This window comes from Streptomyces sp. NPDC017095 (assembly GCF_044332325.1).
GTDB lineage: Bacteria > Actinomycetota > Actinomycetes > Streptomycetales > Streptomycetaceae > Streptomyces.
Genome location: NZ_JBIROU010000002.1, coordinates 642,610 through 656,224 on the forward strand (window position 1 = coordinate 642,610; position 13,615 = coordinate 656,224).

At 74.1% G+C, this 13,615-nt stretch carries 9 protein-coding genes; 3 read left to right on the forward strand and 6 right to left on the reverse strand.

The window, feature by feature from the left end:
- Positions 1 to 18: 18 nt before the first annotated feature.
- On the reverse strand, positions 19 to 936 hold the full coding sequence (gene ftsX / locus ACH4OA_RS05925) for a permease-like cell division protein FtsX (protein ID WP_365871543.1): 918 nt from the start codon (positions 934 to 936) through the stop codon (positions 19 to 21).
- A gap of 36 nt (positions 937 to 972) precedes the next feature.
- Positions 973 to 1,662 (reverse strand): cell division ATP-binding protein FtsE, encoded by a 690-nt coding sequence (gene ftsE / locus ACH4OA_RS05930; protein ID WP_020940379.1) that lies wholly within the window; start codon positions 1,660 to 1,662, stop codon positions 973 to 975.
- Positions 1,663 to 1,925: 263 nt separating this feature from the next.
- Between ftsE and ACH4OA_RS05935 the strand changes: the two genes are divergently transcribed.
- Positions 1,926 to 2,126 (forward strand): hypothetical protein, encoded by a 201-nt coding sequence (locus ACH4OA_RS05935; RefSeq protein WP_365871546.1) that lies wholly within the window; start codon positions 1,926 to 1,928, stop codon positions 2,124 to 2,126.
- Positions 2,127 to 2,208: 82 nt separating this feature from the next.
- Here ACH4OA_RS05935 and ACH4OA_RS05940 read toward each other — a convergent pair whose 3' ends face one another.
- The 4 genes from ACH4OA_RS05940 to ACH4OA_RS05955 all read right to left on the reverse strand — a co-directional run bounded on the left by ACH4OA_RS05940 (position 2,209) and on the right by ACH4OA_RS05955 (position 7,830).
- Positions 2,209 to 3,231 carry a hypothetical protein gene (locus ACH4OA_RS05940; protein ID WP_397967817.1) on the reverse strand — a complete coding sequence of 341 codons (1,023 nt, stop codon included), beginning with the start codon at positions 3,229 to 3,231 and terminating at the stop codon, positions 2,209 to 2,211.
- A gap of 296 nt (positions 3,232 to 3,527) precedes the next feature.
- Positions 3,528 to 4,634 carry a peptide chain release factor 2 gene (gene prfB, locus ACH4OA_RS05945; protein ID WP_365871549.1) on the reverse strand — a complete coding sequence of 369 codons (1,107 nt, stop codon included), beginning with the start codon at positions 4,632 to 4,634 and terminating at the stop codon, positions 3,528 to 3,530.
- Between the two features lie 118 nt (positions 4,635 to 4,752).
- Positions 4,753 to 5,982, reverse strand: a complete 1,230-nt coding sequence (locus ACH4OA_RS05950; protein ID WP_397941262.1) for a serine/threonine-protein kinase — start codon at positions 5,980 to 5,982, stop codon at positions 4,753 to 4,755.
- A gap of 111 nt (positions 5,983 to 6,093) precedes the next feature.
- Entirely contained in the window at positions 6,094 to 7,830 is a 1,737-nt protein-coding gene (locus ACH4OA_RS05955; RefSeq protein WP_397967818.1) for a serine/threonine-protein kinase, read from the reverse strand.
- A 428-nt stretch (positions 7,831 to 8,258) separates the two neighbouring features.
- Between ACH4OA_RS05955 and ACH4OA_RS05960 the strand changes: the two genes are divergently transcribed.
- Together ACH4OA_RS05960 and ACH4OA_RS05965 are read left to right on the forward strand one after the other, a co-directional pair.
- On the forward strand, positions 8,259 to 12,023 hold the full coding sequence (locus ACH4OA_RS05960) for an FHA domain-containing protein (RefSeq protein ID WP_397967820.1): 3,765 nt from the start codon (positions 8,259 to 8,261) through the stop codon (positions 12,021 to 12,023).
- A gap of 196 nt (positions 12,024 to 12,219) precedes the next feature.
- Positions 12,220 to 13,605, forward strand: coding sequence for an ABC transporter substrate-binding protein (locus tag ACH4OA_RS05965; protein ID WP_397947382.1), 1,386 nt, complete (start codon positions 12,220 to 12,222; stop codon positions 13,603 to 13,605).
- The last annotated feature ends 10 nt before the right edge of the window (positions 13,606 to 13,615 follow it).

Here is a 13,615-nt window from a genome sequence, read left to right on the forward strand (position 1 = left end):
GGCCCTTCTTGGTGTGCGTCACACCTTCAAGTACTTGCGCAGGGCGAAGAACGCCGCGAGCGACGGCATCAGCACGCTGGTCGCGAGGATCAGCGGCAGCTTGGTCAACACCGCGTCCCAGCCGACGAAGTTGATGAGGGTGAGCTTGTGGGAGAGGTCCATGCCGTGGTCGATGGTGAAGTACCGGCCGAGCACGAGCGCCACACAGGCGAGGCCGCCGCCGATGAGCCCGGCGACCGCGGCCTCGGCGATGAACGGCGCCTGGATGTAGAAGCCCGAGGCGCCGACCAGCCGCATGATGCCGGTCTCGCGCCGGCGGCTGAACGCCGAGACGCGCACGGTGTTGACGATCAGCAGCAGCGCGACGATCAGCATCATCGCCATCACGCCGAGCGCGCCCCGGTTCATCAGGTTCAGCAGCTGGAAGAGGTTGTCCAGGATGCCCTTCTGGTCCTGCACCGACTGCACGCCGTCCCGCCCGTTGAACGCGGTCGCGATCACCTGGTACTTCTGCGGGTCCTTGAGCTTGATCCGGTACGACTCCTGCATCTGGTCCGGCGTCAGCGAGCCGGCCAGCGGTGAGTTGCCGAACTGCTGCTTGTAGTGCTTGTACGCCTCGTCCTGGGACTCGTAGGTCACCTTGTCGACGACCGGCATGCCCTTCAGGTCGGTGAGGATCTGCTTCTTCTGGTCCTCGGTGACCGCGCCCTTGGCGCAGTGCACGTCGTTCTCCGCGTCGTGCTTGTTGCACAGGAAGATCGAGACGTTGACCTTGTCGTACCAGTAGCCCTTCATGGTGCTCACCTGGTCGCTCATCAGCAGCGAGCCGCCGAACAGGGCCAGGGACAGGGCGACGGAGACGATGACGGCGAAGGTCATCGTCAGGTTGCGGCGGAGACCGACACCGATCTCCGACAGGACGAACTGGGCGCGCATGGCTACTTCTTCAGGCCTTTCGGGAGCTGGGTGCGGTCAGTGCTGGTAGCCGTAGACGCCGCGGGCCTGGTCGCGGACGAGGCGGCCCTTCTCCAGCTCGATGACGCGCTTGCGCATCTGGTCCACGATGTTCTGGTCGTGCGTCGCCATGATGACGGTGGTGCCCGTCCGGTTGATCCGGTCGAGCAGCTTCATGATGCCGACGGAGGTCTGCGGGTCGAGGTTGCCGGTGGGTTCGTCGGCGATCAGCAGCTTGGGCCGGTTGACGAACGCGCGCGCGATGGCGACGCGCTGCTGCTCACCGCCGGACAGCTCGCCGGGCCTGCGGTCCTCCTTGCCGCCGAGGCCGACGAGGTCGAGGACCTGCGGCACGGACTTGCGGATCTCGCCGCGGGACTTGCCGATGACCTCCTGGGCGAAGGCCACGTTCTCCGCGACCGTCTTGTTCGGCAGCAGCCGGAAGTCCTGGAAGACCGTGCCCAGCTGGCGCCGCATCTGCGGCACCTTCCAGTTGGACAGGCGCGCGAGGTCCTTGCCCAGCACGTGCACCTGGCCGTGGCTGCACCGCTCCTCGCGGAGGACGAGCCTGAGGAAGGTGGACTTTCCGGAGCCGGAGGACCCCACGAGGAAGACGAATTCGCCCTTCTCCACCTCCAGGGAGACATCCCTGAGTGCGGGGCGGGTCTGCTTGGGGTAGACCTTGGAGACGTTGTCGAATCGGATCACGGATGCACCACGGGTCGCCGGGGGTAGATGAGCGTGACCATACGCGAACCGGGTGCGCGAGCGCAGTCGCAGGCTGAGGTTGGGCAAGACTTGTACGTTTTTGTACCGCTCCCTGTTCGTGCCCCCGGGTACGGAGGCCCCGCGCGGGCTCCGCGGGAACCTGGCACAGTGGAGGGGAGACGGAGACGACGCCGGACGCGGGGGAACGTTCCCGGCCCCGTGAGCGTTGTACAGGTGATGGCCGGTGCGAGGAGGGCGAGCGCATGACGTACGACCGGTTGGTGTGCGCGAACTGCGCGGCGCCCGTGAACGAGGGCCGGTGCCCGGTGTGCCGTGCCAACCGCGAGCGACTGCAGCAGGAGGGCTTCTTCCAGGGCCTGTCCGGGCTGAACCCGATGGCGCTGATCGCGCTGCTGGCGGTGCTGATCGCCGCGGTGGCGCTGCTGGCACACCAGGGCGCGTAGGCCCGTCCGAGACGTCGTAAGGGCCCGGAGCCTGAGGCTCCGGGCCCTTACGTGCATGCCCAGCGTGAGCGTGCGGCTACGGTCAGGCGGTGGCGCCGCCCCGGCCGCTCACCAGACGCGGCAGGACGCGGAAGCCGATACCGCCGGCGATCATCGTCGCGGCGCCCACGAGCAGGAACGCGGTCTGGCCGGCACCGGTCTCGGCGAGCTGCTTGTCGCCGCCCTGGACCGAGGTGTCGGAACCGGTGTCCGTCAGCGCCGAGGAGCCCTCGTCCTGCGGGACGTTGTTGTTGCCGCCCTCGGGCGTGGTGTGGTTGCCACCGGTGCCGGTGCCGCCGTCGGTGGAACCACCGGTGGAGCCGGTGCCGCCGTCGGTCGAGCCGCCATCGGTGGAGCCGCCGGTGGTGGAGCCGCCGCCGGTGGTCGAACCGCCGTCGGTGGAACCGCCGGAGTTGCCGGAACCGCCGCCGGTGGAACCGCCGGAGCCGCTGTCGCCGCCCGAGGTGCCGTTGCCACCGTCGGTGCCGGTGCCGCCCGAGGTGCCGTTGCCACCATCGGTGCCGGTGCCGCCCGAGGTGCCGTTGCCACCATCGGTGCCGTTGCCACCCGAGTTGCCGTTACCGCCGTCGGTGCCGTTGCCACCCGAGTTGCCGTTGCCACCATCGGTGCCGTTACCGCCGTCGGTGCCGTTACCGCCGTCGGTGCCGCTGTCGCCGCCGATAGAAGCGTCACCACCGATCGAGGCGTCACCGCCGATGGAAGCGTCGCCACCGATGGAAGCGTCACCACCGATCGAGGCGTCGCCACCGATGGAAGCGTCACCGCCGATCGAGGTGTCGCCACCGATGGTGTCGTGACCGCCGATCGAGGCGCCACCGCCGTCGGGCCCCTCGGACACACCGATGGTCGCGCCCGCGATGGCACCGCCGTCGGTGTTACCGCCGTCCGTGTTGCCGCCGTCGGCGCCGACCCCGCTCACACCCAGGCTGATCGGGCCCCCGAGGTCCAGGGCGGAGGCCGCACCGGCGGCCGTCAGGGACGCACCGGCCGCGATCACGGCGCCGGCGGCTATCCGCGCGACCCGGATACGCGTCTTCTTCGTCATATGGTTGCTACCCCCAGTAGCTGTTCGTCCGTGGGGCGTCGCGTGGGGCGTGCCGTGATCGACGGGGGCGGCTGGTGACGCAGTGGCGTCAACTCGATCCCCCGGTTCACATGCGCCCCTCATACACGCATGCCGCGGCTCACCCTTCCCATTTTTCAAAGCAACGTCAAGGGCGTTGCGGGCGCGATGTCCGGCGGGAGGGCGTTTGCGGTGAGTTGAAACCTGTGAGTGTGACGCAAAACCCAGACAAAAGAACAACTGCCGTCCACGGGACGGCAGTTGTCATGTCGACAAAGTTACTTCTCCTGCTGCTTGCGCCAGCGAATTCCGGCCTCCAGGAACCCGTCGATCTCGCCGTTGAACACGGCCTCCGGGTTGCCCACCTCGAAGTCGGTGCGCAGGTCCTTGACCATCTGGTACGGGTGCAGCACATAGGAACGCATCTGGTTGCCCCAGGAGTTGCCGCCGTCGCCCTTGAGGGCGTCCATCTTGGCCTGCTCCTCCTGCCGGCGCCGCTCCAGCAGCTTGGCCTGGAGGACGTTCATCGCGGTGGCCTTGTTCTGGATCTGCGACCGCTCGTTCTGACAGGAGACGACGATGCCGGTGGGCAGGTGGGTGATGCGGACCGCGGAGTCCGTCGTGTTCACGCCCTGGCCGCCGGGCCCGGAGGACCGGTAGACGTCGATCCGCAGCTCGCTCTCGTCGATCTCGACGTGGTCGGACTGCTCGACGACGGGCAGCACCTCGACACCGGCGAAGGAGGTCTGGCGGCGGCCCTGGTTGTCGTAGGGCGAGATGCGCACCAGGCGGTGCGTGCCCTGCTCGACGGAGAGGGTGCCGTAGGCGTACGGCGCCTGGACGGCGAAGGTGGTCGACTTGATGCCGGCCTCTTCGGCGTACGACGTCTCGATCAGCTCGGTCTTGTAGCCGCGCTGCTCGGCCCAGCGCAGGTACATGCGCTGGAGCTTCTCGGCGAAGTCGGCGGCGTCGACGCCACCGGCCTCGGCGCGGATGTTGACGAGCGCCTCGCGGGAGTCGTACTCGTTGGACAGGAGGGTGCGGACCTCCATCTCGTCCAGCGCCTTGCGCACGGAGACCAGCTCGGACTCGGCCTCGGCACGGGTGTCCGAGTCGTCCTCCTCCTCGGCCATCTCGAACAGGACCGCGAGGTCGTCGATCCGGCCGCGCAGCGCCTCCGCCTTCCTGACCTCGGCCTGGAGGTGGGAGAGCTTGCTGGTGACCTTCTGCGCCTCGTCCGGGTTGTCCCACAGGGACGGCGCGGCCGCCTGCTCCTCGAGCACGGCGATATCTGCCCTCATCTTGTCGAGGTCCAGGACGGCCTCGATCGACTCCATGGTCGAGGAGAGGGACTTCAGCTCTTCGGATACATCGACGACTGCCACGCCTCCAGCGTAACGGCTCCGCCGGGCACCCAGTGAGCGCTTCGTTCCGCCGCCGGCCGCGGGCGCCTCCCGCCGCCCTCCTCGTCCGCTCCCGCCCGGCTCGGCGGGCGGGGCGGGATCAGGGGGTCGCCGTGCTCTGGGGCGGACGGGGCGGTTCCGGGTCCTGGCCGGTGGACGCCCACCAGGCTCCGACGCCCACGAGGGCCGCCACGGCCGCTCCCGCCACGCTCAGCGTGATCCGGCGGCGCCGCACCGTGGCGCGGTGGCGGGCCGAGCCGGGGCGCGGGGCGCCGGTGGCGCGCGGGGCGCGCGCGGTTCCGTGGGCGCCGCCGGCCAGCTCGTCCGGTCCCGGCACCCGCATCGACGTGTGCGTGTCCCGGTTGGAGTCCGGCCTGGCCCCGGGCACCAGGGACACCGCGCCGCGCCGCCGTACCGGCGTGCCCGCCGGGGAGGCCGCCGGTGCGGGCTCCTCGGGCTCCTCGTCCTCGGCGAGGCCCGGCTCGTCCACGTCCAGCGGCGGCAGCCCGGCCAGCAGCGGGAGCTGCTCGCGCAGCCGCGCCGCCAGCTCCGAGGCGCGCAGCCGGGAGGCGGGGGCCTTCGCCAGGCACTGCACCAGCAGCTGCCACAGCTCCTCGGGGATGCCGGGGAGCGGTACGACGGTCTCGGTGACGTGCCGGCGCAGCACCGCGCCCGGGTGGCCGCCGCCGAACGGCGTGAAGCCGGCCAGCAGCTCGTACAGGACCGTCGCCAGCGCGTAGATGTCGACCGCGGCGCGCGGCGGCAGACCCTCCACGATCTCCGGGGCGAGGTAGTCCGGCGTACCGATGATCTTCGTGGCGCGGGTCCGCTTCGGCGAGTCGATCAGCTTGGCGACGCCGAAGTCGGTGAGCAGGGCCGGATGGGCGCCGCCCGGGCCGAGCGGGCCCTGCATGTCCAGCAGGACGTTCTCGGGCTTGACGTCCCGGTGGACGATCCCGGCCGCGTGGGCCGCGGCCAGCGCGTCGGCGACGTCGGCGACGATCGCCACGGCCGCCTCGGGCGCGAGCCGCCGCTCCCGTTCCAGCCGGGTGCGCAGGTCGGTGCCGCGCACCAGGTCCATGACCAGGGCCAGGTCGTTGCCGTCGACGACCAGGTCCCGCACGGTGACGATGTGCGGGTGTTCCAGGCCGAGCAGCGCGGTGCGCTCCTGGACGAAGCGTCCGACGAGTTCCTGGTCGGAGGCGAGGTCCTCGCGCAGCAGCTTGATGGCGACGGGGCCGTCCGGTCCCTCGCCGAGCCACACCGTCCCGGCGCTCCCCCGCCCCAGGATCTGGTGCGCGGTGTACCGGCTGCCGATCTTCCGTGCCAAGACTGCTCCTACAGACGCGTGTTGTCGCCAAAACTACGCGTCCGACGAGCCAACCTTCACCGCGGAGGCGGAAATCACCCGGCAGATGTCGACAAATCTCCGAACCGGCGGTCAGTTGCCGCCCGAGGAGCCGCCCAGGTTGTTCAGCCAGTCGCCCAGCCGGCCCGCCCAGTCGCTGAGCTGGTCCCAGTAGCCCTTGCCGGTGCCGATCCAGTCCTGGAGCGGGGTCAGCTCCCAGACCAGCCAGCTCGCGACCACCAGGATGACGATCGTGAACAGGCAGCCCTTCAGACAGCCCAGACCGGGGATCTTCATCGGGTTGGCGCCGCGCTGCCGCGGCGCGCGGGGCTCGCGCGCGGGCCGCCGCGGCTCGGCCGGGGCCGGCGGCGCGTACCGCTGAGGCTGCTGGGCGGGCTGCGGCGGCTGCGGGGTGGAGTACCGCGGGGACTGCTGCTGCGGGGAGCCGTAGCCCGGTGCCTGCTGCTGCCGGCCGCGCGGCTGGGGCTGCTGCGGGCGGGGCTGCGGGGCCGGGCGCGGCTGCTGCTGGGGGCGGGCGACCTGCCGCTGGGGCCGGCGGCGCAGCGGGTCCTCGTCCGGGTCCAGGTACTGGATCTGCGTCTGCTCGTTGCGGTCGCGGGCGGCGCGGAGCTGCGACTGCCAGGGATGCGGCTGCCCGGGCTGCTGCCCGTCCTGCCCCTCCTGGCCGTACGGGCCCTGCTGGCCGGGCTGGCCCTGGGGCACGGGCGGCAGGACGGCCGTCGGGTCCGCGGCGCCCGTGTGCGGCAGGACGGCGGTGGGGTCGGCGGCGCCGGCCGGGCCGCCGGTGTGCGGCAGCACGCTGGTCGCGCCGTCCGGGTCGTACGCCCCCTGCGGCGCGTTCGCCGGCAGCACCTGGGTGGGGTCGGCGGCCCCGGGCACGCCCGGGACGGCGGCCGGCGCCGGGTCGGGCGCGAGCAGCGCGCCCACGGCGTCGGCGGCGGCGATCCGCGCGGCGTCCGCGTGCACGCCGACGCCCTCGGCGACGACCCGCAGGCCGCGCGCGAGGTTCTCGGCGCTCGGCCGCTGCCCGGGGTCCTTGCGCAGGCAGCGCTCTATGACCGTCCACAGCGGGTCCGGGACGGTGGACGGGCGGCGCGGCTCGGCGCTCAGGTGCTGGTGCAGCACCTCCAGGGCGCTGCCGCCGGAGAACGGCGGCCGGCCGGTGACCAGCTCGTACAGCAGGATGCCGGCGCCGTAGATGTCGACGGCGGAGGTCTGCGGGCGGCCCTCGGCGGACTCCGGGGCGACGTACGCGGGCGTGCCGACGAACTCGTGGGTGCGGGTCAGGCCCGGCGAGTCGGCGAGGCGGGCGATGCCGAAGTCGGTCAGCATCGGGTGCATCTCGCCGCTCTGCTGCTTCAGCAGCACGTTGGCGGGCTTCAGGTCCCGGTGGACGACGCCGTCGGCGTGGCTCGCGGCGAGGGCGTCGGCGATCTGGGCGGTCAGCAGGGCGGCGGCGACGGGGGTGAAGGGGCCGTTCTCGCGCAGGTAGCGGTGCAGGTCCGGGCCGTCGACGAGATCCATGACCAGGGCCAGCAGGTCGCCCTCGACGACCAGGTCGCGGACCCGGACGATGTTCGGGTGGGTGAGCCGGAGCAGGACGGAGCGCTCACGCAGGAAGCGCATCACGATGTCCGGGTCGCTCGCCAGCTCCTCCTTGAGGACCTTGATCGCGACCGTCTCCCCCGGCTGGCCGGGCACGGCCGCCTCGGCGCCCGCGGTCTCCCTCTGGCGGGCACGCCAGACGGTGCCTGTGGCGCCGCGTCCGAGCGGCTCCTCAAGCAGGTACTTGCTGCCGACTGGCCGCACGTCACGCGCTCCCTGCTGGTTGCTGTTGTTCGCTTGCTCGCTGCCTGCGTTTCCCGGTGCTTGCCGGTGTTCCGCCCCACTGTAGTGCCGCCTTTCGGGGCGCCACCCACGCGTTGCCGGGCATGTCCGGGGGCGCCGGCACGGGGTTTCGACGGAAAGACGCGGGTCGCGGGCGCGTGGTTGCCGGGGCCGGACGTGACCGATCTCAACTGATCGCCGGCGGTGCACGGGTCCGGCATTTTTGGGGGCAGAGCCGACCAATCAAGATCACTTGTTGCCGGGTTCGGGGCGCGTTGTCGGCGGCAGGTGCGAGGATGCCTCCAGCAGCCTGCTGGGACGGCTCAGCGGCTACTGGCCGACGTGCTCGTGTGGGGGTGGGGGGAAGTCCGCGCCCGCGCAGACCCGCGCAGAAGGGACCGCTGACGCCGATGCAGATCCGGCTGACCGTCGTAGACCCGCTCGGTCCGCATCCGCAGCGGGGCCGCACCGCGTGCCGGGACGTGCTGGTCACGGCGCCCGTGGGCACGGAGCTGGCCGCGGTCGCGTCGGCGCTGGCCGGGGCGGTCACCGGCGAGAGCGGCGCGGGCCGGGAGGCCGGCGGTGCCGTGGTGCTGTACGCGGGCGCCGAGCGGCTCGATCCGCGCCGGTGCACGCTCGGCGAGCCGCCGCTGGTCGACGGCGCGGTGCTGTCCCTGGGCGTCCCGGCGGCCCCCGAGCCGCATCCCGAGCTGGACGAGGCGCCGACCCGGCTGCACGTGGTCGCCGGGCCGGACGCGGGCGGGGTCCACCTGCTGCACGGCGGCCGGATCACCGTGGGCCGCTCCGCCGACGCCGACGTCCCGCTGGACGACCCCGACGTCTCCCGGCTGCACTGCGCGGTCACCGTCGGCGCCGACGGCCGTGTCTCGGTCGCCGACCTCGGCTCCACCAACGGCACGGTCCTGGACGGCACCCGGGTGACCGAGCGGCCGGTGCGGTTCCCGGCCGGGGCGCTGCTGCGGATCGGCGAGTCCGCCCTGCGGGTCACCCCGTCCGGCGGCCCCGGGATACGGGTCCGCACGGTGCCCGACGGAGAGGGCTGCGTACGGGTGCCGGCGGGCGGCGCGGACGCGGACGCGCCGGGTGCGGACGGCTCGCGCGCGGGCGGCCCCGGCGGAGCGGGAACGGGTGCCGGCGGGCAGGCGTCCGGGGCGCGGGCCGGCGCCGCGGGTCCCTCGGGCCGTACGCGGCACGCCTATGGCCCCTACGCCCCCGCCGGCCGGGAGCATCGGCGCGGCGCGGCGCCGCTGGTGCCGGGACAGGCCGGGGCGCCGAGCGTGGAGAGCCACGGCGCGGGCTCCGGTGCGCCCGGCACGGGGTCCGGCGGCGACACGCACGCGGGGCGCTTCGGGGCCGGCGGGCCGGGCGGGGCCCCCACGGCGGCGTACGGCGGCGGGCCGGACGGCGAGGACGTACGCGCGGGCGGCCGCAAAGGCACCCCGGTCAGGGGTACGGACTTCCCCGACTATCCGGATATCACGCACACTTCCGATCCTTTCTCCGGTGGCCGTCCCGGCCCCGCCGACGCCCCGCAGGGCACCCGTCCCGAGCCGGCCGGCGCCCCGCAGGGCGGGCTGCGGCGGGGGCTCGGCGCCTGGGCCCGGCGGCTGGCCGGCGGGCGCGGGGAGCAGACCGCCGGGACCGCGCCGTACGAGGGCACGGCCGTCCCGGCCGGTGACGTCCCGCCGGCCGGACCCGCGCGGCAGCCGGAGACCTGGCCGGACCCGGCCGCCCTGCTGCTGACGGCGCTCGGCCCCGGGCCCCGGCTGTGGGAGCGGGGGCCCGGCCATCCGGAGGCGCTGACGGTGCGGCTCGGCACGGCCGACCGGAGCGCGCCGGACGGCTCGGGCCCGCTGCCGGCCGTGCCGGTGACCGCCGCGCTCCGCGAGGCGGGCGCGCTGGGCCTGGCCGGGCCGCGCCCCCGGCTGTCCGGGCTGGCCCGCGCGGTGCTGGCCCAGCTCGCCGCGCTGCACTCCCCCGACCTGCTGGAGATCGTGCTGATCAGCGCGGACCGCGCCCGTCCGGTGGCGGACCGCACGGCGGAGTGGGCCTGGCTCGGCTGGCTCCCGCAGGTGCGGCCGGGCCACGGCCAGGACTGCCGTCTGCTGCTGGCCTACGACCGCGAGCAGGCGGCGGCGCGGGTGGAGGAGCTGCTGCGCCGGGTGGAGGACCAAGCGGCGACGGACCGGCCGTCGGCCCGCCCGGCACCGCACCCCGCGGAGCCCGAGGACCCCGCGCGCTCCTTCCCGGCGGCCGGCACCCCGGCCCGGACCGCGGCACCGGGTCCGGCCGGCCCACCCGCACCAGGCTTCCCCGCACCCGGCGTCCCCGCGCCGGGCACGCCCTCCCGGACCGCCGGCCGCCCGGCCCCCGCCGATCCCGCGCACGGCCCGTACGGCCCGCGCGCCGCGGGTCCGGGTCTGCCGGGTCTGCCCGTCCCCGGCACGGCCCCCGGCGGCCCGGCGGACCCGCGCGGCGCCCTCGCCGGTCCCGCCCCCCGCGTGCCCGCCGGCCCCCGGGACCACGGGGCCGGAAACCCGGCCGCCGCGCGCACCGCCGGCCGTCCGGCCCCGGACAGCACCGCGACCGGCGGGGACCCGCGTGCCGGCCGCTTCCCGGGCCCGTTCACCGTCGTCGTCGTGGACGGTGATCCCGGCGGCACCGCGTTGCGGGACGCCCTCGCGCGGCTGGCCGTGGCCGGACCGCGGGCCGGGATCCATCTGCTGTGCCTGGCCGAGACCGAGCCCGCCTCCCCTTCCTCCCCGGTGCCGCGGACGTACGAGGCGGCCTGCGCGGTGACGCCCGCCTTCCGGCACTGCGGTGCCGTCGCGCTGCTCAGCGGGGACGTCGCCGCCGCGCTGCACCTGCTGCGGGTCGCGCCGGGCGGCCCGGTCGGCCCCGGTACGCACGCCACCGTCGACGCCATCTCCGCCGCCTGGGCGGAACGCTTCGCGCGGGCGCTGGCGCCGCTGCGCCCGGACGGCCCGGCCGGCGAGCCGCACGCGCGCGTGGCCACGCCGCTGCCCCGCTCGGCGCGGCTCCTGGACGAGCTGGGCCTGGCCCGCGCCACCCCGGCGTCGCTGATGGCGCGCTGGGCGGACGCGGCGGACGACACCGAGTCGCCGGGCGGCCGGGCCCGGGCGGTGCTCGGCGCCGGACCGCGCGGCCCGGTCACCGTCGACCTGGTGGCCGACGGCCCGCACCTGCTGATCGAGGGCCCGCCCGGCAGCGGCCGTACCGAGCTGCTGCGGACCGTGGTCGCCGCGCTGGCCGCCGCCGAGCGGCCGGACCGGCTGGCCGTGGTGCTGCTCGACGGCCGGGACGGGATCGGCGCCGGCGGGGACGAGGGCCTGCGCCTGTGCACGGACATCCCGCACGCGACCACCCACCTGATCGCCAACGACCCGGTGCGCATGCGGGAGTTCGCCCAGTCGCTGAGCGCCGAGCTGAAGCGCCGGGCGGAGCTGCTGGGCCGGACGGACTTCACCGACTGGCACGCGGGGCGGGAGGTGTCCGGCCGGATGGTGGCCCAGCGCACCGCCCCCGGCGGCACCGCCTCCGGGGACATAGAGTCGCCGCCCAGCTCCACCCTGCGGCTGCGGCCGGGCGCGGCGGCCCGGCAGCGCGCCGGGGCGGTCCCGCCGCTGCCCCGGCTGGTGGTCGTCGTCGACGACCTGGACGCGCTGGTCTCGCCGGCGCTCGGCTCGCCGGGCCGGCCGGCCGCCGGCTCGGTGATACGGGCGCTGGAGGCGGTGGCCCGCGAGGGCGAGCGGCTCGGGGTGCACCTGGTGGCGGCGGCCGGGGCCGACGGCCGGACGGCGGAGTCGGAGCCGGCCCGCCGGGCGGCCCTGCGGGTGGTGCTGGAGGCGCCGCAGCCGGGGCCGGACCAGCCGGCGCCGGGGCGGGGCAGGCTGGCGTACGCGGACGGGCGGGCCGTGGCCTTCCAGGGCGGCCGGGTGACCGGCCGTATCCCGCGTACCGCGACCCAGCGGCCCACGGTGGTCCCGCTGGACTGGCAGCGCATGGGCGATCCGCCGGCCCGCCGGCCCGTGCGGGAGCTGGGCAACGGCCCGACCGACCTGGCCCTGCTGGCGAGCGCGGTGGAGCGGGCGGCCCGGCAGGTCGCGGCGGCCGAGGTGCCGTCCCTGCTGTAACCGGCCGCCGGAGCCGTCCGCGCCGGCTCCCGGAAACCGGTGCGCATACACCGCTGGTCACGAGCCGATCACGATGCACCGGTCCGTGCCGCAGGTGCTCTTGCCCGCCCGGAGCGGCCCGGCGTAGACCGGACCGCACGGGACAGAGTTCATACGTTCAACGCGCGTTCAACGAAGAACGACGAACGGGGAAGTGATGCGCAGCAAGAGCAACACGTTCCACACCCACAGGGCCGTCACCGCGGTCGCCGCCCTGCTCGCGGGAGCCCTGGCGCTCTCCGCCTGCTCCGGCGGCGACGGCGACGACGGCGAGAGGGGAACCGGGCAGGAGAGCGGCGGGACCACCGGGTCCACGGTCACCCTGCCGAAGCTGGACGGCGCCAGACTGGAGGTGGCCGCCGTCTGGACCGGTGGTGAGCAGGCCAACTTCAAGAAGGTCCTCGCCGAGTTCGAGAAGCGCACCGGAGCGCAGGTCACCTTCGTGCCCGCGCAGGACCCGATCATCAACTTCCTCGGGTCGAAGATCGCGGGCGGCCAGCCGCCGGACGTGGCGCTGCTCCCGCAGCCCGGCGCGATCAGGCAGGCCGTGCAGAAGGGCTGGGCCAAACCGCTCGGCCCGGAGGCGCTGAAGGAGCTGGGCGAGAACTACTCGCAGGGCTGGCAGGACATCGGCGCGGTCGGCGGCAAGCGGTACGGCGTCTACTACAAGGCCGCCAACAAGTCGCTGATCTGGTACAACGCCGAGGTCTTCGCGAACGCGGGGGCGAAGGAACCGAAGACCTGGCAGGACCTGCTGACCGCCTCGCGCGCGGTGTACGACTCCGGGGTCACGCCGTTCTCGGTGGCCGGCGCCGACGGCTGGCCGCTGACCGACTGGTTCGAGAACGTCTATCTGTCCCAGGCGGGCCCGGAGAAGTACGACCAGCTCGCCCAGCACAAGATCAAGTGGACCGATCCGTCGGTGAAGCAGGCGCTCACCACCCTCGCCCAGCTCTGGAACCGCAAGGACTACCTGGCGGGCGGCCAGAACGGCGCGCTCCAGACGGAGTTCCCGCAGTCGGTCACCCAGACGTTCACCGGCGGCGACCAGCCGAAGTCCGCGATGGTCTACGAGGGCGACTTCGTGCAGGTCAACATCGCCGAGACCAAGTCGAAGGTGGGCACGGACGCCAAGGTGTTCCCGTTCCCGGCCGTCGGCTCGGCCGCGCCGGTGGTCTCCGGCGGCGACGCGGCCGTGGTCCTGAAGGACTCCAAGGCGGCGCAGGCGCTGGTCACCTTCCTCGCCTCCCCGGACGCGGCCACCATCCAGGCCAAGCTGGGCGGTTACCTCTCCCCGAACAAGAACGTGCCGCTCACGGCGTATCCGAACGCGGTACAGCAGAAGATCGCCAAGGCGCTGGTCGCGGCCGGCGACGACTTCCGCTTCGACATGTCCGACCAGGCGCCGCAGGCCTTCGGCGGCACGCCCGGCAAGGGCGAGTGGAAGGACCTCCAGGACTTCCTGAAGAACCCGCGGGACGTCGCGGGCGCCCAGGCGAAGCTGGAGAAGGACGCGGCGGCGGCGTACGGGAACGGGGGCTGATCCGGCCATG

Excerpts from the sequence above, each read along its gene's own strand:
- ftsX (WP_365871543.1), bottom strand. The coding sequence starts at position 936 with ATGCGCGCCCAGTTCGTCCTGTCGGAGATCGGTGTCGGTCTCCGCCGC.
- ACH4OA_RS05935 (WP_365871546.1), top strand. The coding sequence starts at position 1,926 with ATGACGTACGACCGGTTGGTGTGCGCGAACTGCGCGGCGCCCGTGAAC.
- ACH4OA_RS05940 (WP_397967817.1), bottom strand. The coding sequence starts at position 3,231 with ATGACGAAGAAGACGCGTATCCGGGTCGCGCGGATAGCCGCCGGCGCC.
- ACH4OA_RS05960 (WP_397967820.1), top strand. The coding sequence starts at position 8,259 with ATGCAGATCCGGCTGACCGTCGTAGACCCGCTCGGTCCGCATCCGCAG.
- ACH4OA_RS05965 (WP_397947382.1), top strand. The coding sequence starts at position 12,220 with ATGCGCAGCAAGAGCAACACGTTCCACACCCACAGGGCCGTCACCGCG.